Annotated in this window: 20 protein-coding genes; 9 read left to right on the top strand and 11 right to left on the bottom strand. The window is 70.8% G+C overall.

From position 1 onward, the window contains the following. Positions 1-24 precede the first annotated feature (24 nt). Complete coding sequence (locus ACIOHP_RS16460; protein ID WP_401887975.1) at positions 25-1,071, bottom strand: S66 peptidase family protein; 1,047 nt, start codon at positions 1,069-1,071, stop codon at positions 25-27. A gap of 104 nt (positions 1,072-1,175) precedes the next feature. Here ACIOHP_RS16460 and aroQ point away from each other — a divergent pair, with 104 nt between their 5' ends. Beyond that, positions 1,176-1,649, top strand: a complete 474-nt coding sequence (gene aroQ / locus ACIOHP_RS16455; protein ID WP_401887973.1) for a type II 3-dehydroquinate dehydratase — start codon at positions 1,176-1,178, stop codon at positions 1,647-1,649. A gap of 25 nt (positions 1,650-1,674) precedes the next feature. Here aroQ and ACIOHP_RS16450 read toward each other — a convergent pair whose 3' ends face one another. The 5 genes from ACIOHP_RS16450 to ACIOHP_RS16430 form a co-directional block, all read right to left on the bottom strand. Further along, positions 1,675-2,427 (bottom strand): amino acid ABC transporter ATP-binding protein, encoded by a 753-nt coding sequence (locus ACIOHP_RS16450; protein ID WP_361544839.1) that lies wholly within the window; start codon positions 2,425-2,427, stop codon positions 1,675-1,677. Further along, positions 2,424-3,320 carry an amino acid ABC transporter permease gene (locus tag ACIOHP_RS16445; protein WP_401887970.1) on the bottom strand — a complete coding sequence of 299 codons (897 nt, stop codon included), beginning with the start codon at positions 3,318-3,320 and terminating at the stop codon, positions 2,424-2,426. The genes ACIOHP_RS16450 and ACIOHP_RS16445 overlap by 4 nt, the downstream gene beginning before the upstream one ends. Next, on the bottom strand, positions 3,317-4,207 hold the full coding sequence (locus ACIOHP_RS16440) for an ABC transporter substrate-binding protein (protein WP_401887967.1): 891 nt from the start codon (positions 4,205-4,207) through the stop codon (positions 3,317-3,319). Before ACIOHP_RS16440 ends, ACIOHP_RS16445 begins: the two co-directional genes overlap by 4 nt. 408 nt (positions 4,208-4,615) lie before the next feature. Beyond that, a complete protein-coding gene (locus tag ACIOHP_RS16435) occupies positions 4,616-5,272 on the bottom strand; it encodes an MBL fold metallo-hydrolase (protein ID WP_401887965.1) in 657 nt (218 codons plus the stop codon). A gap of 21 nt (positions 5,273-5,293) precedes the next feature. Next, on the bottom strand, positions 5,294-5,980 hold the full coding sequence (locus ACIOHP_RS16430) for a maleylpyruvate isomerase family mycothiol-dependent enzyme (protein WP_361488081.1): 687 nt from the start codon (positions 5,978-5,980) through the stop codon (positions 5,294-5,296). Positions 5,981-6,204: 224 nt separating this feature from the next. On the opposite strand from ACIOHP_RS16430, the gene uvrA reads away from it, so the two are divergent. Then, a complete protein-coding gene (gene uvrA, locus ACIOHP_RS16425) occupies positions 6,205-9,246 on the top strand; it encodes an excinuclease ABC subunit UvrA (RefSeq protein ID WP_401887962.1) in 3,042 nt (1,013 codons plus the stop codon). Positions 9,247-9,405: 159 nt separating this feature from the next. On the opposite strand, the gene ACIOHP_RS16420 is transcribed toward uvrA, so the two are convergent. From ACIOHP_RS16420 to ACIOHP_RS16405, 4 genes are all read right to left on the bottom strand, one after another. Beyond that, positions 9,406-10,317, bottom strand: coding sequence for a carbohydrate kinase (locus tag ACIOHP_RS16420; RefSeq protein ID WP_401887959.1), 912 nt, complete (start codon positions 10,315-10,317; stop codon positions 9,406-9,408). 183 nt (positions 10,318-10,500) lie between these two features. Then, positions 10,501-11,523 (bottom strand): LacI family DNA-binding transcriptional regulator, encoded by a 1,023-nt coding sequence (locus tag ACIOHP_RS16415; protein ID WP_401887957.1) that lies wholly within the window; start codon positions 11,521-11,523, stop codon positions 10,501-10,503. A gap of 128 nt (positions 11,524-11,651) precedes the next feature. After that, the gene (locus ACIOHP_RS16410) at positions 11,652-12,608 is read right to left on the bottom strand and encodes a hypothetical protein (RefSeq protein ID WP_361488069.1); all 957 of its coding nucleotides are present in this window, start codon (positions 12,606-12,608) and stop codon (positions 11,652-11,654) included. A 197-nt stretch (positions 12,609-12,805) separates the two neighbouring features. Next, positions 12,806-13,180: a response regulator transcription factor gene (locus ACIOHP_RS16405; RefSeq protein WP_401887953.1), complete on the bottom strand. Its 375-nt coding sequence runs from the start codon at positions 13,178-13,180 to the stop codon at positions 12,806-12,808. Positions 13,181-13,388: 208 nt separating this feature from the next. On the opposite strand from ACIOHP_RS16405, the gene ACIOHP_RS16400 reads away from it, so the two are divergent. Both ACIOHP_RS16400 and ACIOHP_RS16395 read left to right on the top strand, forming a co-directional pair. Beyond that, positions 13,389-14,777, top strand: coding sequence for an ABC transporter substrate-binding protein (locus ACIOHP_RS16400; RefSeq protein ID WP_401887951.1), 1,389 nt, complete (start codon positions 13,389-13,391; stop codon positions 14,775-14,777). A 9-nt stretch (positions 14,778-14,786) separates the two neighbouring features. Further along, entirely contained in the window at positions 14,787-17,522 is a 2,736-nt protein-coding gene (locus ACIOHP_RS16395; RefSeq protein WP_401887948.1) for a PAS domain S-box protein, read from the top strand. A gap of 109 nt (positions 17,523-17,631) precedes the next feature. On the opposite strand, the gene ACIOHP_RS16390 is transcribed toward ACIOHP_RS16395, so the two are convergent. Next, a complete protein-coding gene (locus ACIOHP_RS16390) occupies positions 17,632-17,793 on the bottom strand; it encodes a hypothetical protein (protein ID WP_361544809.1) in 162 nt (53 codons plus the stop codon). Positions 17,794-17,999: 206 nt separating this feature from the next. Between ACIOHP_RS16390 and ACIOHP_RS16385 the strand changes: the two genes are divergently transcribed. The 5 genes from ACIOHP_RS16385 to whiA all read left to right on the top strand — a co-directional run bounded on the left by ACIOHP_RS16385 (position 18,000) and on the right by whiA (position 23,810). After that, complete coding sequence (locus ACIOHP_RS16385) at positions 18,000-18,674, top strand: response regulator transcription factor (RefSeq protein WP_361544806.1); 675 nt, start codon at positions 18,000-18,002, stop codon at positions 18,672-18,674. Positions 18,675-18,749: 75 nt separating this feature from the next. Continuing rightward, positions 18,750-20,810 carry an excinuclease ABC subunit UvrC gene (gene uvrC / locus ACIOHP_RS16380; RefSeq protein WP_361544803.1) on the top strand — a complete coding sequence of 687 codons (2,061 nt, stop codon included), beginning with the start codon at positions 18,750-18,752 and terminating at the stop codon, positions 20,808-20,810. Then, on the top strand, positions 20,807-21,766 hold the full coding sequence (gene rapZ, locus ACIOHP_RS16375) for an RNase adapter RapZ (RefSeq protein ID WP_266893976.1): 960 nt from the start codon (positions 20,807-20,809) through the stop codon (positions 21,764-21,766). The genes uvrC and rapZ overlap by 4 nt, the downstream gene beginning before the upstream one ends. After that, positions 21,763-22,830: a uridine diphosphate-N-acetylglucosamine-binding protein YvcK gene (gene yvcK / locus ACIOHP_RS16370; protein ID WP_361544799.1), complete on the top strand. Its 1,068-nt coding sequence runs from the start codon at positions 21,763-21,765 to the stop codon at positions 22,828-22,830. Before rapZ ends, yvcK begins: the two co-directional genes overlap by 4 nt. Continuing rightward, a complete protein-coding gene (whiA, locus tag ACIOHP_RS16365; protein ID WP_401887943.1) occupies positions 22,821-23,810 on the top strand; it encodes a DNA-binding protein WhiA in 990 nt (329 codons plus the stop codon). The genes yvcK and whiA overlap by 10 nt, the downstream gene beginning before the upstream one ends. Positions 23,811-23,870: the final 60 nt, after the last annotated feature.

The raw sequence follows: 23,870 nt of genomic DNA, 5'->3' as shown, positions 1-23,870 counted from the left end.
GGGTTACGGGGGCGTGCGGGCGCGTCAGTAGGTGACCGTGATGCGCCGGGCGGGACCGTCGACGCGGACGAGACCGCCGTAGGGGATGACGAGTTGGGGGTCGGTGTGCCCGAAGTCGACGTCGAAGACGATGGTGGCGTCGGGAGCGTAGGCCCGCATGGCACGCAGTACGGCCTCGCGTTGTTCGGAGGCATGACGGGCGCTCTCCTCGGGGCCGTTGGGCTGCTCGAAGGACCAGGTCTTCGCCCGGCCCATCAGGAGTGCGGAGAAGCGCTGGAGCAGACCGCGCTCGCCCATGTTGCGCAGGGTACGGAAGACCTCCTCGCCGCTCGGCATCTCCTCGGAGGTCTCCAGCAGCAGCACTCCGCCGTCGTACTCGCTCAGATCGTGCGAGATCTCACGATCGGCCATCAGCAGCCATCCCAGGATCTCCAGGCAGCCGCCCCAACTCCGGCCCTCGATCACCCGGTCGGGATTCACCCAGGTCCAGCCGTTGCCGGGCCTGGTCTCCGGCTCCGCTTCGAAGGTCGCCGGGTCCGCCCAGTCCCGGTTGACGTCGTTCCAGCGGTCGGCGGGCCTCAGCTCGTACTCGCCGGAGGTGAACAGCGCGGCCCGCAGGGAGTCGGCGGTCTGCGGGTTCATGGCGCCGGGGCGGCCCAGCTCGCACATCACCGTCGCTCCGTGAAAGCCGACGATCCCCGAGTTGCGCAGATACATGAGCAGGTTCGTGTTGTCGCTCGTCCCGAAGAACGGCTTCGGGTTCGCCCGGATCAACTCCCGGTCCAGATACGGCAGCACGGTGATCTGGTCGTCGCCGCCGATCGACGCGATGACCGCCTTGATGTCCGGGTCGGCGAAGGCGGCGTGGATGTCGTCGGCGCGCTCTCGCGGAGCAGTGCCCATCTTGCGGGTCGTGGGGTACTCGACCGGGATGAGGCCGTAGTCCTCGCGCAGTCGCTCCAGGCCCAGTTCGAAGGGGCGCGGGAACAGCTCGGGCAGGCCGGCGCCGGCCGAGATGACGGCTATGCGGTCGCCGGGGGAGGGCTTGGGCGGGTACGAGATCGTCGTCATCCGTGGAGGGTACGGCTGTCCGCTCTCCGGGTGCACCGTGATAAACCGGGGTCTGAGCAGCGGTCTTCAACGGATCGCGCACCCGCCACCGGACCGGAGGAACCGTGCCCCGCACCCTGGCCAACGCCCCGATCATGATCCTCAACGGCCCCAACCTGAACCTGCTCGGCCAGCGCCAGCCGGAGATCTACGGTTCCGACACCCTCGCCGACGTCGAGGCCCTGTGCGCCAAGACCGCGGCCGCGCACGGCGGCACCGTGGACTTCCGGCAGTCCAACCACGAGGGCGAGCTGGTCGACTGGATCCACGAGGCACGGCTGAACCACTGCGGGATCGTCATCAACCCCGGCGCATACTCGCACACCTCGGTGGCGATTCTGGACGCACTCAACACCTGCGACGGACTGCCGGTCCTCGAGGTCCACATCTCCAACATCCACAAGCGCGAGTCCTTCCGCCACCACTCCTACGTCTCCCTGCGGGCCGACGGCGTGATCGCGGGCTGTGGCGTGCAGGGATACGCGTTCGGAGTGGAGCGGGTCGCGGCGCTGGCGGGGGCGGGACAGACCGAGGCGTAAGCCCCGCCCTCCTGGCGGGCGCCTGTTACAGGCGTCCGGCCTCCACGATCCGCCGCAGGAAGCGCTGGGTGCGCTCCTGCTGCGGGTCACCGAAGATCTGCTCGGCCGTCCCGCTCTCCAGGACCACGCCTCCGTCCAGAAAGCAAACCTGGTCGGCGACATCGCGGGCGAAGCCCATCTCGTGCGTGGCCAACACCATGGTCATGCCCTCGCCCTTCAGATCACGGACGACGGCGAGCACCTCGCCCACGAGCTCCGGGTCCAGGGCCGCGGTGATCTCGTCGAGGAGCAACAGCCGGGGACGTACGGCCAGAGCGCGCACGATCGCGACCCGCTGCTGCTGACCGCCGCTCAGCCGGTCCGGGTACTCGCCCGCCTTGCCGCCGAGCCCGAGCCGCTCCAGCAGCTCCTTGCCGCGCTCCTCGGCCTCCGCGCGGGACACCCCGTGCACACGGCGCGGGGCGAGCGTGATGTTCTCCAGGACGGTCATGTGCGGGAAGAGGTTGTAGGCCTGGAAGACGACGCCGATACGGCGGCGTACCGCGTCCTGGTCGGCCCGCGGGTCGGTGATCTCCTCGCCGTCCAGCCAGATCGCGCCGTCGTCGATCTCCTCCAGGAGGTTCGCGCAGCGCAGCAGCGTGGACTTGCCGGAACCGGAGGCGCCGATCAGCGCGGTCACCGTGTGCGAGGCGACCTCAAGGTCCACGTCCCGCAGCACGACCGAGCCGCCGAACGTCTTGCGGACGGACTCCATCCGCAGCACCGGTGCGTCGGTCATGTGGTCCCTCCCTGGGCCCGCTGACGGTCCATCCGGGCCGTCACCCAGTCCGTGAACCGGGTCATCGGAATGGTGAGCGCGACGAAGACCAGGCCCGCGACGATGTACGGCGTGTAGTTGAGGCTGCGGCCCACGATGATGTCGGCGGCTCGTACGGCGTCCACCGCGCCGCCGATCGACACGAGCCCGGTGTCCTTCTGCAGCGACACCAGGTCGTTGAGCAGGGGCGGTACCTGGCGTCGTACGGCCTGCGGCAGCACCACGTGCCGCAGCGCCTGCCGGTTGGAGAGGCCGAGCGAGCGGGCCGCGGCGCGCTGCGAGGGGTGGATGGACTCGATGCCGGCGCGGAACACCTCGGCCACGTACGCGGAGTACGTCAGCGTCAGCGCCGTGCCGCCCAGCAGCACCGGGTCGACGGTCACGCCCTGGAGCCGCAGCGCCGGGACGCCCAGGACCACGATCATCAGGTTGATGATGAGCGGGAGGCCCCGGAAGAAGTCCGTGTAGGCGGCGGCCAGCACCCGCAGCGGGAAGAAGACCGGGCCGCGCAGGGTACGGGCGATCGCGATGAGCATGCCGAGGACCAGCACGGCCACACCGCAGATCAGCAGCAGCCGGAGGTTGAGCCACAGCCCTTCGAGGACCTTGGGGAACGCCTCGCGCGCGTACTCCCCGTTGAAGAAGGTCTCCTTGGTGCGCTCCCAGCCCGGCGCGTTGACGACGACCAGGTAGAGGACGACGGCCGTGACGAGCGTCGAGAGAGCGGCGATCGCCGTGGCACGGCGGGAGCGGTTCCGCTTGTGGCGTTCCCGCTCGAGCCGCCGTTCGGAGGGCGTGTACGCGTCGACCGCGTCCGGCGACTCCGCGCCGGACTCGTCCTTCGTGAGCGTCACTTGAGCACCGGGGCGTCGACGGCGTCGGACAGCCACTGCTGCTCGATCTTCGCCAGCGTGCCGTTCTCGCGCAGGGTGTCGACCGCGTCGGTCACGCACGACGTGAGCGCGCTGCCCTTGTCGAGGACGAGGCCGAACTGCTCCGGCGTGCCGCCCTGGTTCTCGAACTGACCGACGATCTCGGCGTCGGTCACCTCGGCCGCGGTGATGTAGAAGGCGGTCGGCAGGTCGACGACGATGGCGTCCACCTGGCCGTTCTTCAGCGCGGACTTGGCCTGGTCGTTCTTGGCGTAGGCGGCGGCCTGCTGGGTCGGCTTCACCACGTCCTCGATGTAGTTGAGGCTGGTCGTGCCGACCTGGGCGCCCAGCTTGAGGCCCTTCAGGTCCGCGATGCTCGTCGCCTTCGCCGCCTTGGTGCCCTTGAGGGCGATGACGGCCTGGCGCACGTCGTAGTAGCCGGACGAGAAGTCCACGGCCTTCTTGCGCTCGGCACTGATCGACACCTGGTTGATGTCGAAGTCGAAGGTCTTCTCACCGGGCGCGAACGCCTTGTTGAAGGGAACGCTCTGCCAGACGACGGCGCTCTTGTCGTAGCCGAGCTGCTCCGCCACGGCGTAGGCGACCGCGGACTCGAACCCCTTGCCGTTGGCGGGCTTGTCGTCCTTGAACCACGGCTCGTACGCGGGCTCGTCGGTGGCGATCGTCAGCTTGCCGGACGTCTCGGTGGCCAGCTTCCCCTTGGCGCACGTCGTGCCGGTCGACGACCCCGAAGGCTTGGCGGCCGAGTCCTCCTCCGGCTGCGGTGCGCAGCCGACGGCGGTGGCGAGCAGGGCTATGGTCGCGGCGGCGGCAGCGCGGCGCAGGGCGGCGCGGGGGGCGAGGTGCATGGCGGGAGATTGACAGCAGGTCGCCCCGTTTGTCGAGGTCACGACGGTATCTGTCCGCATACTGGGAACGGGTGTTGCGTTCTTGTGAACGCCCCCTGTGCAGGTCGCCGGGGCCGCCGGCCGAGGGCGGGGATCGGAAGACCGGCGGCCCTTGCCGCGCAGGAGCCGTCATCCTGTGCGGGGCTGCTACCAGTTGACCGCGCAACCATGTGCGCGGGGAGCGTGCGCAGGACACCGGCGTGTGTGAACGGTTCACACGGGGCGCGTGCGAAGGCATGCACGCCGGGGGCGCGAAGGTGCGGCGCATAAAGGCGTGTTGTGCGCGGGGCGCGCGAGGGTTGTGATGCCCCGGGCGTGCACGAGTTGGTCACGCGCCGGTGCGCGGGGATTCGGCGAGCACCCCGCCGTTCACCATCCGCGCGCGTGCCACTCCGGCAACTGCGGACGCTCGGCGCCGAGCGATGTGTCGTTGCCGTGGCCCGGGTAGACCCACGTCTCGTCCGGCAGGACGTCGAAGATCTTCGTCTCCACGTCGTGGATCAGGCTCGCGAACGCCTCAGGATCCTTGCGGGTGTTGCCGACGCCGCCGGGGAAGAGGCAGTCGCCGGTGAACACATGGGGGTGGCCGTGCGGGTCGTCGTAGACGAGGGCGATCGACCCCGGCGTGTGTCCGACCAGATGGCGCGCGGTCAGCTCCACACGCCCCACCCGGACGGTGGCGCCGTCGTCGAGGAGGACGTCGGTCGGAACGGGGATGCCGTCGGCGTCCTCCCGGCCCACGTACGTACGGGCGCCGGTGGCGGCGACGACCTGGGCGAGGGCCTGCCAGTGGTCGCCGTGCTGGTGCGTGGTGACGACGGACGCGATGCCGTCGTCACCGATCATGCCGATCAGCGTCTCCGCGTCGTTGGCCGCGTCGATCAGCAGCTGTTCGTCCGTGGCCCGGCAGCGCAGCAGATAGGCGTTGTTGTTCATGGGACCGACCGCGATCTTGGTGATCATCAGGTCCTTGAGTTCGTGCACGTCCGCCGGGCCGCCGACCGTGACCTGTCCGCTGTACGTCATGGCGGTCAGTCTAGGGCGCCCCTACAGCGGAGGAAGCTCCGGCAGCCTTCCGCCCTCCACGCTCAGCGCCGATCCGTCGCGGCGCCCGGCGAGCCAGCCGAGCAGGTCCGCGGGGGATCCCGTCACCGTGACCACGATCGCCTCCGCCACCCGGCCCGTGGTCCACACGCGCGTGTCGTCCGTCAGGCGGGTCGGCGGTACGTCGGGGTGCCCGGTGAACCGCTCGGCGAGGAAGACGATCTCCCGGCCCGCGAACTCCGCGGGCACGTCCTCCAGCTCGTACCCGATCCCGAGGTCCACATGGTGCAGCTCCACCTCCACCCACCGCCGGAACGGCACCCGGGCCGCCGAGTCGGTGACCCCGTTGCGCAGCTGCACGACGCGCGACCAGTCGGCCGGGACGGCTCCCGCCTCCTGGAAGCGGGCGGCGCTGTCACGGACGTCCGTGAGCTGGATGTCGAGGGGGCGCGGGGCGTCCCGGTCGATCTCGGCGTCCCGGGCCTCCCCGGAGACGTACATGGGCCGGCCCTCCAGAACGTTCACCAGGGCGTCCGCGTTGCGGGCCAGGTGGGCGAGGACGTGGCCGCGGGTCCACCCCGGGAGCCGTGACGGCTCGGTCACAGACGCGTTGTCCAGTTTGGCGGCTGCGGTGAGCAGCCGCTCCGTCGCGTCACGTACAGACGCCAGGTCATGCGCGTGATCAATCATGCTGCTGACACTAGTCCCGCCACACCTTTGGGTGAAGGTGGTGAAGCGGTGCCGTAAATCGAATGCACGTGCTATATGGTCGACAGCGGCGTCGGGCATGCTGGATAGCCGGGGATTGTTATGCATCCGGGAATCCGACCGGCGTTGTCAGTGGCTCCCCCTAGTCTGAAAAAGCACGGGGGCCCCGCCCCTGTCACTTCTTCTCAAGAAAGGTGCGGACCGGCGTGGCCGACCGTCTCATCGTCCGTGGCGCGCGCGAGCACAACCTCAAGAACGTCTCGCTCGACCTGCCGCGTGACTCGCTCATCGTCTTCACGGGCCTGTCCGGGTCGGGCAAGTCCTCCCTGGCCTTCGACACGATCTTCGCCGAAGGTCAGCGTCGGTACGTGGAGTCGCTCTCCTCGTACGCCCGCCAGTTCCTCGGCCAGATGGACAAGCCGGACGTCGACTTCATCGAGGGCCTCTCGCCCGCGGTCTCCATCGACCAGAAGTCGACCTCTCGCAACCCGCGCTCGACGGTCGGCACCATCACCGAGGTCTACGACTACCTCCGGCTGCTCTTCGCGCGGATCGGCAAGCCGCACTGCCCCGAGTGCGGCCGCCCGATCGCGCGCCAGTCGCCGCAGGCCATCGTCGACAAGGTCCTGGAGCTGCCGGAGGGGAGCCGCTTCCAGGTGCTGTCGCCGCTGGTGCGCGAGCGCAAGGGCGAGTTCGTCGACCTCTTCGCCGACCTCCAGACCAAGGGCTACAGCCGCGCGCGCGTGGACGGCGAGACCATCCAGCTCTCCGAGCCGCCCACCCTGAAGAAGCAGGAGAAGCACACCATCGAGGTGGTCATCGACCGCCTCACGGTGAAGGAGTCCGCCAAGCGCCGGCTCACCGACTCCGTGGAGACCGCCCTCGGTCTCGCCGGCGGCATGGTCGTCCTCGACTTCGTCGACCTCCCCGCGGACGACCCCGAGCGCGAGCGCCTGTACTCGGAGCACCTGTACTGCGCGTACGACGACCTGTCCTTCGAGGAGCTGGAGCCGCGCTCCTTCTCCTTCAACTCCCCCTTCGGCGCCTGCCCCGAGTGCAGCGGCATCGGCACCCGCATGGAGGTCGACCCCGAGCTGATCGTCCCCGACGAGGACAAGTCCCTCGACGAGGGCGCCATCCACCCCTGGTCGCACGGGCACACCAAGGACTACTTCGGCCGGCTGATCGGCGCCCTCGCCGACGCGCTGGGCTTCCGGACCGACATCCCCTTCGCGGGCCTGCCCCAGCGCGCCAAGAAGGCCCTGCTCCACGGCCACAAGACACAGATCGAGGTCCGCTACCGGAACCGGTACGGACGCGAGCGGGTCTACACGACGCCCTTCGAAGGAGCCGTCCCCTTCGTCAAGCGCCGGCACAGCGAGTCCGAGAGCGACGCCAGCCGTGAGCGCTTCGAGGGCTACATGCGCGAGGTGCCCTGCCCCACCTGTGAGGGCACCCGCCTCAAGCCGATCGTCCTCGCGGTCACGGTGATGGGGAAGTCGATCGCCGAGGTCTCCGCGATGTCCATCAGCGACTGCGCGGACTTCCTGGGCGAGCTGAAGCTCAACACCCGCGACAAGAAGATCGCCGAGCGGGTGCTGAAGGAGGTCAACGAGCGGCTCAAGTTCCTCGTCGACGTCGGCCTCGACTACCTCTCGCTCAACCGCGCGGCCGGCACCCTGTCCGGCGGTGAGGCGCAGCGCATCCGCCTGGCCACCCAGATCGGCTCCGGCCTCGTCGGCGTGCTGTACGTCCTGGACGAGCCCTCCATCGGTCTGCACCAGCGCGACAATCACCGGCTGATCGAGACCCTGGTCCGGCTGCGCGACATGGGCAACACGCTCATCGTCGTCGAGCACGACGAGGACACCATCAAGGTCGCCGACTGGATCGTCGACATCGGCCCCGGCGCCGGCGAGCACGGCGGCAAGGTCGTGCACAGCGGCTCCCTGAAGGAGCTGCTCGCCAACGAAGAGTCCATGACCGGCCAGTACCTGTCCGGCAAGAAGGCGATCCCGCTCCCCGACATCCGGCGCCCGCAGGACCCGTCCCGCCGGCTCACGGTGCACGGTGCCCGGGAGAACAACCTCCAGGACATCGACGTCTCGTTCCCGCTCGGTGTGTTCACCGCGGTCACCGGCGTCTCCGGTTCCGGCAAGTCCACGCTGGTCAACGACATCCTGTACACCCACCTGGCCCGTGAGCTGAACGGTGCCCGGAGCGTCCCGGGACGCCACACACGTGTGGACGGTGACGACCTCGTCGACAAGGTCGTGCACGTCGACCAGTCGCCCATCGGCCGCACCCCGCGGTCCAACCCGGCGACGTACACCGGCGTCTTCGACCACGTCCGCAAGCTGTTCGCCGAGACCACCGAGGCGAAGGTCCGCGGCTACCTGCCCGGCCGCTTCTCCTTCAACGTCAAGGGCGGCCGCTGCGAGAACTGCTCGGGCGACGGCACGATCAAGATCGAGATGAACTTCCTCCCGGACGTCTATGTCCCCTGCGAGGTCTGCCACGGTGCCCGGTACAACCGGGAGACCCTGGAGGTCCACTACAAGGGCAGGTCCATCGCCGAGGTCCTGAACATGCCCATCGAGGAAGCCATGCACTTCTTCGAGGCCGTCCCGGCGATCAACCGCCACCTCAAGACGCTCAACGACGTCGGTCTCGGCTATGTCCGCCTCGGCCAGTCCGCGACCACCCTGTCCGGCGGCGAGGCCCAGCGCGTGAAGCTCGCCAGCGAGCTTCAGAAGCGCTCCACCGGACGCACGGTCTACGTCCTGGACGAGCCGACCACCGGTCTGCACTTCGAGGACATCAGCAAGCTGCTGAAGGTCCTCGCCGGCCTGGTCGACAAGGGCAACACGGTCATCGTCATCGAGCACAACCTCGACGTGATCAAGACCGCCGACTGGGTCGTCGACATGGGCCCCGAGGGTGGCGCGGGCGGCGGTCTCGTCGTCGCCGAGGGCACCCCCGAGGAGGTCGCCGGAGTTCCCGCCAGCCACACCGGCAAGTTCCTGCGGGAGGTCCTCGGCGCCGACCGGATCAGCGACGCGTCCTCGGTGAAGGCCCCGCGCAAGGCGGCGGCGAAGAAGACCGTCGCCGCCAAGACCGCGGCGAAGAAGACGGCCACGGCGAGGACGACCGCGACCAAGGCCGCCGACACCGCGGCGGCCAAGAAGGCGGCCGGCACCAAGAAGGCGGCACCCGCGAAGAAGGCGACGCGGGCCCGCAAGGCCTGAGGCCCATGGGCGACAGGTCCTGAGAAATACGGAAAAGTTCGGCGCCCCGTGGGAACTCCCCGCGGGGCGCCGATCGTTGCAGAATCAGCCGCCCGATCCCCGCGGCCGCGACGCACCTTGACTCCTGAACAGTGGAATCGAGTGAAGGCCGAACGCCCCCTACAAGTCCCCGAGTTCGGAGGCGTACGGCGGTTCCGCCCCCGCCCGGGAGCAGGTGATCGCGGCTGCCCGCGCCGCGAATCGCAGCAGCCTCGTCCAGCCGTCGGCGCCCAGTCCCAGGAGCGCCTCGGCGGACAGGGCGTCCCGGACGGACAGGCCGTGCAGGAGCGCCGCGTTCACCGTGTCACCGGCCCCGATCGTGTCGACGACGTCGACCTTCTCGCCCGGCACGGAGTGCACCGAGCCGTCCCGGGTGAACGCGGTCAGACCGTCACCGCCCTGAGTGATCACGACGGCCGAAGGTCCCGCGGCCAGCCACTCGTGCGGGGTGCCGCCCAGCCACAGCGCGTCCTCCTCGGAGAGCTTGAGCAGGGACACCGACGGCAGCCAGCTCTTGAACCGGGCCCGGTAGGCGTCCGGATCGGGGATCAGCCCGGCCCGGATGTTCGGGTCGAGCGCGGTGAACACGCCCTGCGCGGCCGCGGTCCGCATCAGTTCCTCGTAGGCGCTCGCCCCCGGCTCCAGGACGAGCGAGCAGGTGCCGAAGGACACCGCGCGCGTACCGGCGGGGAGCTCGGCGGGAGCCGCGAACAGACGGTCGGCGGTGCCCTCGACATAGAAGGAGTAGGCGGCCGAGCCACTCGCGTCGATCGTGGCGACCGCCAGAGTGGTCGGCTCCGGCCCGCGCTGCACCGCCGACACGTCCACCGACGCCCGCCGCAGCCCGTCGAGCAGGGCCTCGCCGAACGCGTCGGACGACGTACGGGAGCAGAAGGCGGCGGGGGAGCCGAGGCGACCGAGGGCGACGGCCGTGTTGTACGGGCCGCCGCCGAGCGCGGGCGTCAGTCCCGCCAGGGCTCCGGTGCCCTGCGGTACCAGGTCGATGAGGGCCTCACCGGCGACGACGATCACGAACGTGTTCCTCTCTCGGGCTTGCGGAGCTGTCCTGCGGTACGGGCACAGAAGGCGGAGGCGAGGGCAACCGCCCCTCGGGCAGCCCTTGTCGGGTTCTCCCGGCCTCTTCGGTCAGCCGCTGTCGTAACGCTCCGGCGGCTTCGGCCGGCCGCCGGAACGCCTCGGCCTCCTCGGCGGCCATCATCCGGACACCACCGCCTCCTCGGGGCACCCGCACGACGTGCGATGCACGAGGGCGCAGGGCAGGCGGACCGTCCGGATCGGCCGGTCCGGATCGGCCAGGCGGTCCAGGAGCACCCGCACCGCCCGGGCGCCGATCTCCTTGCTGGGCTGGGCGATCGCGGTGAGCCGGGGTGAGAAGAGGTCGGCCCAGGCGAAGTCGTCGAAGCAGCACAGGGCGATGTCGCCGGGCACGGCGAGACCGTGGTCGCGCAGGGCGCGCAGCGCGCCGATGGTCATCGCGTTGTTGGCGGTGACGAGCGCCGTCGGCGGTTCGGGCAGGGCCAGCAGCGCCGCGGTGGCCCGCTCGGCACCGGCCGACGCGGAGTCGCCGTGAACCACGAGCCGTTCGTCGTACGGCAGCCCGGCGGCCGCGAGCCCGCCCTGGTACCCGGCGACCCGCTCGCCGCTGGTGCTGAGCCCGGGCAGGCCCGCCACCAGCCCGATCCGGCGGTGCCCGAGCACGGCGAGATGGGCGACCAGCTCGCTCATCGGCGCGGTGTTCTCGGCGCAGACCTGGTCGAAGGGCTGCGCGGCGTCGACGACACGGTCGAGGAGCACCGTGGGGACGGCGTGGCGGCCGAGGTAGGCCAGCAGTTCCCCGGGGTCCGCGGAGGGCGCGACGATCATGCCGTCCACCCGCCGCTCGTGCAGCAGCTGGACGACCTTGCGTTCATGGACGGGGTCGTCGTGCGGATCGGCGATCAGCAGGCTGTAGCCGTGGTCCAGGACCTCTGCCTCGACGCCCTGGAGGATCTCCGTGAAGTACGGATTGGTGATCGCCGACACCGCGAGCCCGATGGATCGGGTGCGGGAGGTCACCAGGGAGCGGGCCAGGGTGTTGGGTGTGTAGCCGAGCTCGTCGATGGCGTCCAGGACGGCCTGACGGGTGTGCGGGAGCACCGGCCGGGTGTCGTTGAGCACATGGGAGACGGTCGCCACGGACACGCCCGCACAGCGCGCGACATCGGCCATGGTCGGCATGACGCTCCTCCTGGACAGCCCTCGGGCGACACCCTTCGGCGGACACCCCTCAGGCCGGGAACGTATCCCATCCGGCGGCTGACGTAAACGCTTGCGCAAGCGTTTACGTCACGCGGGTCCCAGTCGGCTCACTCCCAGTCCCAGCCGATCCCCACGATCCCCGTCCGCACGCGCGGCTCGACGATGTGCACCGACCGGTGCGTCCCGGTGAGCGCCAGTTCCTGGCGCCCACTGCGCGGGGCCGCCGCCGAGTGCTGGGTGAACCGGTGGCACCGGGCCGGCAGCGCGTTCTCGTCGAAGCGCACCTGGAGCGCGTACTGCCCGCCGGACGGGCCGAAGCCGCGGATGTACTCGCGGGAGACACCCGCCGTGCCGTCCTCGACGCCGTAGCGGAACAGGAAGGTGTCGCCGGCCCGCAGCCGTGTGTCGAAGAGCAGCTCGGCCACGAACACGCCGGTCCCGTGGTGGGAGCGGACGCGTCCCGTGCGGCAGTTCTCCAGGGCGTGCACCTGCATGCGCTCCGGCGCGCACCCCGGGTCGCCGTGGTGCACGGCCACGAACCGGTCGACGCCGTCCTGGTGGGCGCGCACGATGTGGTGCGACTCGCGCCCGAGAAGCTCCCGACGTCCCCCTATCCGTACCCGCTCGTGGTGCCCGAGGGTGTGCAGCCCGCCGTCCGGCGGTGAGTCCAGCTCGTCCAGCAGCCGCTCCAGTACGCCGGAGGCCTCGACGAGGGAACGGTAGGAGCGGACGGCGGGCCGCTGGCCGGCCGCGTGGGCGTCGGCCTCCGCGAGCAGCCGGATCAGTGACTCCTCCGGCAGCTGGAGGATCTCCTCCAGGGCCCGCACCGCGCGCAGCGACTCGGGGCGCTGGGGGCGGCGCGCACCCTGCTGCCAGTAGCTCAGGCTGGTGACGCCGACCTTGACCCCGTAGCGCGACAGATGGTGCTGCACGCGCTGGAGCGGCAGTCCGCGGGCGGCTATCGCCGCCCGCAGGGCGACATGGAAGGGGCCGCCTCGCAGGGCCGTGTCCAGTTCCGCGTCGGCGACGGCGGAGACGTCCCCGTGCTGTGTGGCGTGCGGCATGCAGGGGCCTTTCTGTGTGGTCACGACGGCTGGTCAGACCGTTCGTGCGGATTCGCACCGGGTTCGGGGCGTCTTCACATCCGTACGCCGTTCTTCACGATCCCGAGTTCCCCCGCATTGAAGCGTGTTGACCAAGTCCCGACAACACCTCATGCCCAACAGTCACGCACTCCTGGCCGGGATACGGCCTGGAGAAGTCAAGTCGGCGCGCCCGAGCCGTCGTTGCCCAGTACGTCTCTGATCGCCCGCGCGGAGAGCGCGGACTTGTGAAGAAAGCCACGCGCCGGACTGGCGGCCACGAGTTCCTCGAAGTCGTCCAGGGAGTGTGTGGAGATCAGGATGATCACGGAGGTGACATTGCCGGCGAGCTCCACCGCGAGGTCGAAGCCGTTCTCCCCGTTGAGGTCGAGATCCACCAGGACGATGTCCGGGGCCAGCTCGGTGGCCCGTGCCAGAGCTTCCGAACCTGACATGGCGACGCCGACGACGGGTATCCCGTCGCGCTCCAGCAGAGTGCGCGCGGCTTCCAGGAATCGAATGCTGTCATCGACGAGAAGACAGCGCATGGACATGCCCCACAGGGTCCCAACAGGCAGGTGATTGCGCTTTCCGGCTACCCGGAAAGAGTCGACGCGCATTGCTTCCCGGCAGCTGGAATGTGCTGAAGTCCCTTGGCGAATCGACCGGTTCCCGCTTACTCAGCGCAGCGGCACGTCACCGGGGGTAGCATGTGGGCTGCCCTGGGAAGGCCGCTGAAGACCGGTCGAGTGGGGGTGCGCGATGCCTGCGTGGCTCAGCAACGTCGGAGCGGATGTGCATCATCGCGCCCTGACCGCACGGCTGTTGGGGGCCGCCCTGCTGCTGGCCGCGTGCGGCGGGGGAGGCGATGACGCCGACGGCACGGGTGGCGAGGCGCGCGGTGACACGACCTGCGACGGCAGGATCGAGGGCACCGAGCATCTGACCATGTGGTTCCACGCCGGGCCGAGCGGGGAGCTCAGCACCCTGCGGAAGCAGGTAGCGGAGTTCAACAAGGCACAGAGACAGGTGCGGGTGGAGCTCGTCACCCTGCCCGAGCACCGCCCGTACACCGACCTGGTGGACTCCGCCGCGGCCAGCGGCGACCTTCCGGACCTGCTCGACATCGACGGCCCCAATCTCTACAGCTACGCCTGGTCCGGCAAGCTCAAGCCGATCGACTCCTGCGTTCCCGACAGTGTGCGCAGCGATCTGCTGGCCTCGATCCGCCAACAGGGCACGTACGCGGGGAAGCTGTACGGCATCGGCACCTTCGACTCCGGACTGGGGCTGTATGTGCGCCCCTCGGCGCTGAAGAAGGCGGGTATCCGTATCCCCCGAGGCGTCGACGACGCCTGGACCTCCGCCGAGTTCACGGACGTTCTGCGCACCCTGCGAGCGGCGGGCCACGAGACGCCCATCGACCTCGGGCTCGTCCACGCGAAGCCCGGCGAGGAGTGGAACACCTACGGCTTCGCGCCCGCCGTGTGGTCGGCGGGCGGTGATCTCATCGAGCCCAGGACGTTCCGCACGGCCGACGGCTTCCTCAACGGTCCCGAGGCGGTCAAGGCGCTCACCACCATGCAGACCTGGGTCAAGGAGGGGCTCGTCGAGCCCGGCAGGACCGACGACCAGGCGTTCACCGAGGGCCGTAGCGTCATCTCCTGGACCGGCCACTGGTGGTACCCGCGCTACAGCAAGGCACACCCCGGCGACGTGGCGATCGTGCCGCTGCCCGACTTCGGCCGGGGCACGGTGACCGGGATGGGCTCCTGGCAGTGGGGCGTCACCTCCGGCGCGGCCGACGGGGACGCCGTCTGGCGCTTCCTCGCCTACCTGCTGAAGCCGGACCAGGTCCACCGGATGAGCGAGGCCAACGGCGGGATCCCGGCCACGCACAGCGCGGTGAAGCTCTCGTCCGCCTACGGCACCGACGGCGCCGAGCATCTGTTCATCGAGCAACTGACGGGCGGCGTCGCCCGGCCCCGGCCGCGGACGCCCGCCTACCCGGCGATCACCGACGCCTTCTCCCGGGCCTTCGCCAAGATCATGTTCGACGAGGCGCCGGTGCGGGCCACACTCGACGGGGCGGTGCGGGTCATCGACAAGGACTTGGCGGACCACCAGTACTACCCGCCCACCGGGCGCTGAGGAACGACCATGCGCGGCGTGGGACCGACACGGACGGAGCGCCCCCCGCTCCTGGCCCGTCTGCGCGTCGGACGCAAGCTGATGCTTCTCGTACTGCTGCCGGTGACCGGACTGCTGGCCTTCACCGCCTTCAGTGGCGCCGCCCAATGGCAGGAGGCGCGCGACCTGCGGGCCTTCCACGCCGCGACCGAGGTGTCGTTCGCGCTCACCGAGGTCTCCGACGCCGTCGCCCGGGAACGGATCGCCGCCGTACAGGCCAGGCTGCGCCCGCGCACGGTCACCCCGGCGGCCCGCGCCGCGACCGAACGGGCCACGGACCAGGCCCTGGAGCGGGCCGCCGACCGCACCGCCGGCTGGACCGGGGCCGACGCCGCCGGAGACCTCGACGCCGCCGCCCGCCGACTGCACGCGCTGCGCGTCCAGACGGGCACCGCCTCGCTCACCGCCCCCACGGTGGCCCAGGACTACGCGGGCATCGAGGACGCCCTGCTCGACCACGTCGCCGTGTTCGAATCGGGGAGCCCCACCCAGACCTCGGGCCGCGCGGCGGACGCCCACATCGCCCTCGTACGGGCCGTCGAGGCCGCCGAACGCGAGCGCGTGGAGCTGGCGATCCTGCTGGACGCACCCGTCGAGCAGGGCCCCACCGCCGCCGGACGCTGGCCCGAGCTGGAGGCGGCCGAACTGGACACGTTCCGGCAGAACACCTCGGACGACCTGCGGGCCGAGCTGTACAGCACCCAGTTCGAGGCGCCCGGCCGGGCCGTCCGCAAGGTCCGCGACACGCTCGCCGCACCCGTCCCCGAGACCGTCCACCTCCCGTCGTACGAGAGCTGGCTGACCCACTCCACGGCCCGCATCGACTCCCTGCGCGGCATCCAGGACCGGGCCGCACACGCCCTCGAGGCCACCGCCGCGCGCGACCGCCACAGCGCGGAGACCCGCGTACGGCGCGACCTCGCCGTCTCCCTGGCCGTCCTCGGCGTCGTCACCGTCCTCGCGCTGGCCCTGCGCCGCTCCATCACCCGCCCCCTCAGCGAGGTCTCCCAGGGCGCGCGGGCCCTGTCGGACGGCGATCTCTCGTACGACATCCGGTACGCCGGCCGTGACGAACTCGGCGATGTGGCCGACACCTTCCGCGAACTGCGCGTCACCACCGAGCGGCTGGCCGGCGAGATCCGGGCCATGAACACGGCGATCGACGACAACCGGCTCGGACACCGCGCCGACGTCGCCGCCTTCGACGGCACCTGGGCCCAGCTGCTCGGCGGAATGAACGGCACCATGGCGTCCTTCGCCGCGACCCACGGGCGGCGCGAGAAGGCCGAACAGGAAGTGGAGAGCATCTTCAACCTCTCCCTCGACCTGCTCTGCATCAGCGGCCTCGACGGCTACTTCAAGCGGGTCAACCCGGCCTTCGAGAGGACCCTCGGCCATTCGGGCGAGGAACTGCTGTCCAAGCCCTACATGGAGTTCGTGCACGAGGACGACCGGGACGGCACCCGCGTCGCCCTCGACCGTCTCGCGAGCGGCGCCGACGTGGCCGAGTTCGAGAACCGCTACCTGCGCGCCGACGGCACCGAGTGCTGGCTCCAGTGGAGCGCCCGGCCGGTCCCCGAGGAGGGGCTCATCTACGCCACCGCGCGCGACGTCACCGAGAGCCGCCGGGCCGCACGGGAGCAGGCCGCGCTGCGCCGGGTCGCCACCCTGGTGGCCCGCGGAGCCCCGCCGTCCGAGGTGTTCACGAGGGTGGCGGAGGAGGTCGGGGCCCTGCTGAACACGACCGCGGCCGTGCTGCGGCAGGAGCCCGACGGCAGCCGGACGGTCCTCGGGACCGTGTACGGGATCCCGGAGGAGCTCGAGCGGGCCGGCCGCGAGGAGCGTCGGCAGGCGGGCCTCGCGGCGATGCGCGAGGTGTCCGGGACCCGGCGCGCGGCTCATGTCGGACAGGTCGTCGGCGCGCCCATCGTCGTCGACGACCGGCTGTGGGGCTTCGTCCTCGCCGCCTCCCCGCTGGACGCCCTGCCCGCCGGTACCGAGTCGCGGCTGGCCGACTTCACCGAGCTCATCGCCACCGCCATCGCCAACGCCGACAGCCGCGCCCAGCTGACCGCGTCACGCGCGCGCGTGGTGGCCGCCTCGGACGCCTCCCGGCGCAGGATCGAACGCGATCTGCACGACGGGGTCCAGCAGCGGCTCGTCGCCCTCCAACTGGACCTGAGACTGGCCGAGTCCCTGCTGACGGACCCGTCCTCCGAACTCGCCGAACAGCTCGCCCATGTGGGCAAGGGCCTCGACGACGCCTTCCAGGACCTGCTCCAGGTGGCCCGCGGCATCCACCCGGCCGTCCTCTCCAAGGGCGGTCTGGGACCCGCCCTGCGCTCCCTGGCCCGCCGCTCCGCCGTCCCCGTGGAGCTCGACCTGAAGCTGCCCGCGTCGCGGCTCCCGGAGCGGCTGGAGGTGGCCGCGTACTACGTCACCTCGGAGTGCCTCACCAACGCGGTGAAGCATGCCCACGCGCGCGTGGTGGAGGTCGGGGCCGAGATCCGGGACGACCGGCTGGAGATGGTCGTCCGCGACGACGGCGTCGGGGGAGCCGAGCCCGGCCGTGGGTCCGGGCTGATCGGGCTCATCGACCGCGTCGAGGCGATCGGCGGCAAGCTGGATGTCAGCAGCCCGCCGGGCGAGGGCACCACCGTGGAGGTACGGCTGCCGCTGAGCCCGCCGCCGACGACGGACGTGTGACCGCCCGACGCGCACGCGGGGGGAGTTGTCCGGGCGGGGGGACCTCGGACTCGGTGACGTCGCGTACGCGCCGGGCGGTCGTGTCGGACGGAGAGGCTGCCGTCCGGTTCTAGGGGCGGTGGATACCGCCGCGCCGTGCCGACTGCAGGCGCTTGGCGCGCACTATGTCGGGATCCCGGGGGTCGAGGGCCTCGCCGAAGCCGTACGGGTCCCCGGTGCCGGGCCGGGCACGGGTCGAACGCCTCGCCTTCTGGATCCGCGTCCGTCGCATGTCCCGCAACCCTTCGGTCCCGCGACCCGTCGCCTCTCGCCCGAAGCGACCGGTCGTTCGGCATCGCACTGGTACGAGAATCGCTCGCACACGTCCGTGTGTCGTCACGGCAGGCCCCCAATTCCGCTTCCGGCTAGCCGTAATCCGGCCGGTGGGGCAGGCTGTTGGGCGCGCAGCAGATCGGTCGGGCAAGGGGGGCCGGGGCCATGGACGACGCATCGCGGCGGCGGGTGCGGGGACGGGTGGTCCTCGCCGACGACGACATCCTCCTCCGGGAGGGACTGGCGAGTCTCTGCGAGAGAGCCGGGTACGAGGTGGCCGGTCAGGCGGGTGACGCGGAGCGGCTCCTGGAACTGGTCCACGAGGAGCGCCCCGACATCGCCATCGTCGACATACGGATGCCGCCCGACCACTCCACGGAGGGGCTCAAGGCGGCCCGCACCATCCGGGAGCGCCACCCCGGCACCGGCATCCTCGTCCTGTCGGCGTTCGTGGAGGTCGAGGACGCCCTGGAGCTGCTGGCCGGCGGGCGTGGGGTCGGCTACCTGCTGAAGAGCCGGGTCACGGTCGTCGACGAGTTCATCGAGGCCCTGGACCGTGTCGGCAGGGGCGGCGCGGTGGTCGACCCCTCCCTGGTCCACGAACTCTTCACGGCCCAGCGCCGCGACGACCCCCTGTCCCACCTCAGCTCCCGCGAGAGGGAGGTCCTGGCCCTCATGGCGGAGGGCCGCTCCAACGCCGGCATCGGCCGCCGCCTGTGGGTCACCGAGGGCACGGTCGAGAAACATGTCCGCAGCATCCTCGGCAAGCTCGGCCTGACGGAGGACACGGACGACCATCGCCGGGTCCTGGCCGTCCTGACGTTCCTGGAGTCCAGGTAGAGGTCGCCCGGCCCCCGCCCCCGGCTCGCCCCCGGCCCCGTCGGACTGTCAGCCCCCGCCAGTAGGGTGGGAGACATGGCCGACCCCTCCAGCTACCGCCCCAGGCCGGGACAGATCCCGGACTCTCCCGGGGTCTACAGATTCCGCGACGAGCACCGCCGGGTGATCTACGTCGGAAAGGCGAAGAGCCTGCGCCAGCGCCTGGCGAACTACTTCCAGGACCTGGCGAGCCTGCACCCCCGCACCCGCACGATGGTGACCACGGCCGCGTCCGTGGAGTGGACGGTGGTGTCCACGGAGGTCGAGGCCCTGCAGCTGGAGTACTCCTGGATCAAGGAGTACGACCCCCGGTTCAACGTCAAGTACCGCGACGACAAGAGCTACCCGTACCTCGCGGTGACGATGAACGAGGAGTTCCCGCGCGTGCAGGTGATGCGCGGTCACAAGAAGAAGGGCGTCAGGTACTTCGGGCCCTACGGGCACGCGTGGGCGATCCGCGACACCGTCGACCTGCTGCTGCGCGTCTTCCCCGTCCGCACCTGTTCCGCCGGCGTCTTCAAGAACGCGGCCCGGACCGGCCGCCCCTGCCTCCTCGGCTACATCGGCAAGTGCTCCGCGCCCTGCGTCGGCCGCGTCTCCGCCGACGAGCACCGCGAACTCGCCGAGGATTTCGGCGACTTCATGGCAGGCCGGACCGGGACGTATCTGCGCCGCCTGGAGAAGCAGATGACGGAGGCGGCCGAGGAGATGGAGTACGAGCGGGCGGCCCGCCTGCGCGACGACATCGAGGCCCTGAAGAAGGCCATGGAGAAGAGCGCCGTCGTGCTCGCCGACGCGACCGACGCCGACCTCATCGCGGTCGCCGAGGACGAACTCGAAGCCGCCGTGCAGATCTTCCACGTCCGCGGCGGACGCGTGCGCGGCCAGCGCGGCTGGGTCACCGACAAGGTCGAGGAGATCACCACCGGTGCCCTCGTCGAGCACGCCCTCCAGCAGCTCTACGGCGAGGAGACCGGGGACTCCGTCCCCAAGGAGGTCCTCGTCCCGGCTCTGCCCGACCCCGTCGGGCCGGTCCAGGAGTGGCTCACCGGCCGCCGCGGTTCGAACGTCTCGCTGCGCATCCCGCAACGCGGCGACAAGAAGGCGCTGATGGAGACCGTGCAGCGCAACGCCCTGCAGACCCTCGCGCTGCACAAGACCAAGCGCGCCTCCGACCTGACCACACGCTCGCGCGCGCTGGAGGAGATCTCCGAGGCCCTCGACCTGGACAGCGCCCCCCTGAGGATCGAGTGCTTCGACATCTCGCACCTCCAGGGCGACGACGTCGTGGCCTCCATGGTCGTCTTCGAGGACGGTCTGCAGCGCAAGAGCGAGTACCGCCGCTTCCAGATCAAGGGCTTCGAGGGCCAGGACGACGTCCGCTCGATGCACGAGGTGATCACCCGCCGCTTCCGGCGCTACCTCGCCGAGAAGGAGAAGACCGGCGAGTGGGTGGAGGACGGCCACGAGGACGGGCTCGCCGGTGAGCCCGGCAACGGCCACAAGGACGACGACGGCCGCCCCAAGAAGTTCGCCTACCCGCCCCAGCTCCTCGTCGTCGACGGCGGACAGCCCCAGGTCGCCGCGGCCAAGAAGGCCCTGGACGAGCTCGGCATCGACGACATCGCCGTCTGCGGCCTCGCCAAGCGCCTGGAGGAGGTCTGGCTGCCCGACGAGGACGACCCGGTCGTGCTGCCGCGCACCAGCGAGGGCCTCTATCTGCTCCAGCGCGTCCGCGACGAGGCCCACCGCTTCGCGATCACCTACCAGCGCGCCAAGCGGGCCAAGCGGTTCCGGGCGAGCCCTCTGGATGACGTCCCGGGCCTCGGCGAGACACGCAAGCAGGCGCTTCTCAAACATTTCGGCTCGTTGAAGAAACTTCGATCTGCCACCATCGACCAGATCTGCGAGGTCCCCGGTATAGGCCGCAAAACGGCAGAGACCATCGCCGTGGCCCTCGCCCAGGCGGCACCGGCCGCTCCTGCGGTGAACACAGCTACTGGAGAGATCATGGAAGAGGAACCCGACACCATGGGTTCCGGTGGGGAGCCCGTGACGGCGGGCACCCCGGACGAACGACGGGGGCAGGAGACATGAATGTGAACGAGAACGAAGGCCAACAGAGCCAAGACGGAGACGGAGCACAAGTGAGCACGGGCACGACCGGCGAGCCGGCCGGACTTCCCGAGGCGGCCATCCCCGAGCTGGTGATCATCTCCGGCATGTCCGGAGCCGGCCGGTCGACCGCCGCCAAGTGTCTGGAGGACCTCGGCTGGTTCGTCGTCGACAACCTGCCGCCCGCGCTGATCCCCACCATGGTCGAGCTCGGCGCCCGCTCCCAGGGCAACGTCGCCCGGATCGCGGTCGTCGTCGACGTCCGCGGCCGCCGCTTCTTCGACAACCTGCGCGAATCCCTCGCCGACCTCGAGGCCAAGCACGTCACCCGGCGGATCGTCTTCCTGGAGTCCTCCGACGAGGCCCTGGTCCGCCGCTTCGAGTCGGTGCGCCGCCCGCACCCCCTCCAGGGCGACGGCCGCATCGTCGACGGCATCGACGCCGAGCGCGAGCTGCTGCGCGAGCTGCGCGGCGACGCCGACCTGGTCATCGACACCTCCAGCCTCAACGTCCACGAGCTGCGCGCCAAGATGGACGCCCAGTTCGCCGGCGAGGAGGAGCCCGAGCTGCGGGCCACCGTCATGTCCTTCGGCTTCAAGTACGGCCTTCCGGTCGACGCCGACCTGGTCGTGGACATGCGTTTCCTGCCCAACCCGCACTGGGTCCCGGAGCTGCGTCCCTTCACCGGCCTCAACGAGGAGGTGTCGGCGTACGTCTTCAACCAGCCCGGCGCGAAGGAGTTCATCGACCGCTACTCCGAGCTGCTCCAGCTCATCGCCGCCGGCTACCGCCGCGAGGGCAAGCGGTACGTGACGATCGCCGTCGGCTGCACCGGCGGCAAGCACCGCTCCGTCGCCACCTCCGAGAAGCTCGCCGCCCGACTCGCCTCCCAGGGCGTGGAGACGGTGGTCGTACACCGGGACATGGGACGGGAATGACAGGACGTTCTCCGCGGCTGAGCAGGCTGCGCCGGGTCGTGCCCGAGGGACGCGCGACCCGGCCCGTGGAGGCCCGCGGCGCCAAGCCGCGCCGCCGCGGTGCCCAACCCAAGGTCGTCGCCCTCGGCGGCGGCATGGGCCTGTCCGCCTCGCTCGCCGCACTGCGCCGGATCACCGGCGACCTCACCGCCGTCGTCACCGTGGCCGACGACGGCGGCTCCAGCGGGCGGCTCCGCGACGAGCTGGGCGTACTGCCGCCCGGCGACCTGCGCAAGGCGCTGGCCGCGCTGTGCGGCGACGACGACTGGGGCCAGACCTGGGCCCGTGTCATCCAGCACCGCTTCCAGTCCAAGGGCGACCTGCACGACCACGCGGTCGGCAATGTGCTGATCGTCGCCCTGTGGGAGCAGCTCGGCGACCACGTCCAGGCCCTCGACCTGGTCGGCAGGCTGCTGGGTGCGCACGGCCGGGTGCTGCCCATGTCCGCCGTACCCCTGGAGCTCCAGGCCCTGGTCAAGGGGCATGACCCGGAGCGGCCCGAGGACGTGGACACCGTCCGGGGACAGGCGACCGTCGCCCTCACCCCCGGCGAGGTGCAGTCCGTGCACGTCGTGCCGCACGACCCGCCCGCCGTGCCCGAGGCCGTCGCCGCCGTCCTCGACGCGGACTGGGTGGTGCTCGGACCCGGCTCCTGGTTCTCCTCGGTCATCCCGCATCTGCTGGTGCCCGAACTGCTGGACGCCCTCACCCAGACGAAGGCGCGCCGGGTGCTCTCGCTGAACCTCGCGCCGCAGCCCGGAGAAACCGATGGCTTCTCCCCGCAGCGTCATTTGGAGGTTTTGGGACGACACGCCCCTAAACTCGCCCTGGACGTGGTGCTGGCCGACCAGGCCGCCGTGCCCGACCGCGATTCCCTGACCGATGCCGCCAAGCGGTTCGGTGCCGCGGTCGAGCTGGCGCCGGTGGCCCGGCCCGATGGGACCCCGAGGCACGACCCGGAGCTGTTGGCCGCCGCGTACGACCGTATTTTTCGGATGCATGGAAGGATCGGCCCATGGCGATGACGGCAGCGGTGAAGGATGAGATCTCCCGGCTCCCCGTCACCCGTACCTGCTGCAGAAAGGCGGAGGTCTCCGCCATTCTGCGGTTCGCCGGCGGCCTCCACCTGGTGAGCGGGCGCATCGTGATCGAGGCGGAGCTGGACACCTCGATGGCGGCCCGTCGGCTCAAGCGGGACATCCTGGAGATCTTCGGCCACAGCTCCGAGCTGATCGTGATGGCTCCGGGCGGACTGCGCCGCGGTTCGCGTTACGTGGTGCGCGTGGTCGCCGGTGGTGACCAGCTGGCCCGGCAGACCGGCCTGGTCGACGGCCGGGGCCGCCCGATCCGCGGTCTGCCCCCGCAGGTCGTCTCCGGGGCCACCTGCGATGCCGAGGCCGCCTGGCGAGGGGCTTTCCTGGCGCACGGCTCGCTGACCGAGCCCGGCCGTTCCTCCTCGCTGGAGGTGACCTGCCCCGGTCCGGAGGCCGCGCTCGCCCTGGTCGGCGCCGCCCGCCGGCTCTCCATCGCCGCGAAGGCCCGCGAGGTGCGCGGGGTGGACCGGGTGGTCGTCCGCGACGGTGACGCGATCGGCGCGCTGCTCACCCGGCTCGGCGCCCATGAGTCGGTGCTGGCCTGGGAGGAGCGCCGGATGCGGCGCGAGGTGCGGGCCACGGCGAACCGTCTCGCCAACTTCGACGACGCCAACCTGCGACGCTCGGCGCGTGCGGCCGTCGCCGCCGGCGCCCGGGTCCAGCGCGCGCTGGAGATCCTCGGCGACGAGGTCCCCGAGCACCTCGCGGCCGCCGGACGCCTCCGCATGGACCACAAGCAGGCCTCCCTGGAGGAGCTCGGCGCGCTCGCCGACCCGCCGCTGACCAAGGACGCCGTCGCCGGCCGGATCCGTCGGCTGCTGGCGATGGCCGACAAGCGGGCCCAGGATCTCGGCATTCCGGGCACGGAGTCCAGCATCACCGAGGAGATGGCCGACAACTTCGCAGGCTGACTCGCCGTCACCACGCCGGTGCCGATACTCCATCGGAGTGTCGGCACCGGCGTTTGTCCG

This window comes from Streptomyces sp. NPDC087859 (assembly GCF_044742595.1).
Taxonomy (GTDB): Bacteria; Actinomycetota; Actinomycetes; order Streptomycetales; family Streptomycetaceae; genus Streptomyces; species Streptomyces canus_F.
This window is presented reverse-complemented; position numbering and strand designations above follow the sequence as displayed.

What these genes read in the sequence shown, in the direction of transcription:
- ACIOHP_RS16460 (WP_401887975.1), bottom strand. Translation starts at nt 1,071, where the DNA reads ATGACGACGATCTCGTACCCGCCCAAGCCCTCCCCCGGCGACCGCATA.
- ACIOHP_RS16450 (WP_361544839.1), bottom strand. Translation starts at nt 2,427, where the DNA reads ATGACCGACGCACCGGTGCTGCGGATGGAGTCCGTCCGCAAGACGTTC.
- ACIOHP_RS16440 (WP_401887967.1), bottom strand. Translation starts at nt 4,207, where the DNA reads ATGCACCTCGCCCCCCGCGCCGCCCTGCGCCGCGCTGCCGCCGCCGCG.
- ACIOHP_RS16435 (WP_401887965.1), bottom strand. Translation starts at nt 5,272, where the DNA reads ATGACGTACAGCGGACAGGTCACGGTCGGCGGCCCGGCGGACGTGCAC.
- ACIOHP_RS16430 (WP_361488081.1), bottom strand. Translation starts at nt 5,980, where the DNA reads ATGATTGATCACGCGCATGACCTGGCGTCTGTACGTGACGCGACGGAG.
- ACIOHP_RS16415 (WP_401887957.1), bottom strand. Translation starts at nt 11,523, where the DNA reads ATGCCGACCATGGCCGATGTCGCGCGCTGTGCGGGCGTGTCCGTGGCG.
- ACIOHP_RS16410 (WP_361488069.1), bottom strand. Translation starts at nt 12,608, where the DNA reads ATGCCGCACGCCACACAGCACGGGGACGTCTCCGCCGTCGCCGACGCG.
- ACIOHP_RS16405 (WP_401887953.1), bottom strand. Translation starts at nt 13,180, where the DNA reads ATGTCCATGCGCTGTCTTCTCGTCGATGACAGCATTCGATTCCTGGAA.
- ACIOHP_RS16400 (WP_401887951.1), top strand. Translation starts at nt 13,389, where the DNA reads ATGCCTGCGTGGCTCAGCAACGTCGGAGCGGATGTGCATCATCGCGCC.
- ACIOHP_RS16395 (WP_401887948.1), top strand. Translation starts at nt 14,787, where the DNA reads ATGCGCGGCGTGGGACCGACACGGACGGAGCGCCCCCCGCTCCTGGCC.
- ACIOHP_RS16390 (WP_361544809.1), bottom strand. Translation starts at nt 17,793, where the DNA reads ATGCGACGGACGCGGATCCAGAAGGCGAGGCGTTCGACCCGTGCCCGG.
- ACIOHP_RS16385 (WP_361544806.1), top strand. Translation starts at nt 18,000, where the DNA reads ATGGACGACGCATCGCGGCGGCGGGTGCGGGGACGGGTGGTCCTCGCC.
- uvrC (WP_361544803.1), top strand. Translation starts at nt 18,750, where the DNA reads ATGGCCGACCCCTCCAGCTACCGCCCCAGGCCGGGACAGATCCCGGAC.
- rapZ (WP_266893976.1), top strand. Translation starts at nt 20,807, where the DNA reads ATGAATGTGAACGAGAACGAAGGCCAACAGAGCCAAGACGGAGACGGA.
- yvcK (WP_361544799.1), top strand. Translation starts at nt 21,763, where the DNA reads ATGACAGGACGTTCTCCGCGGCTGAGCAGGCTGCGCCGGGTCGTGCCC.
- whiA (WP_401887943.1), top strand. Translation starts at nt 22,821, where the DNA reads ATGGCGATGACGGCAGCGGTGAAGGATGAGATCTCCCGGCTCCCCGTC.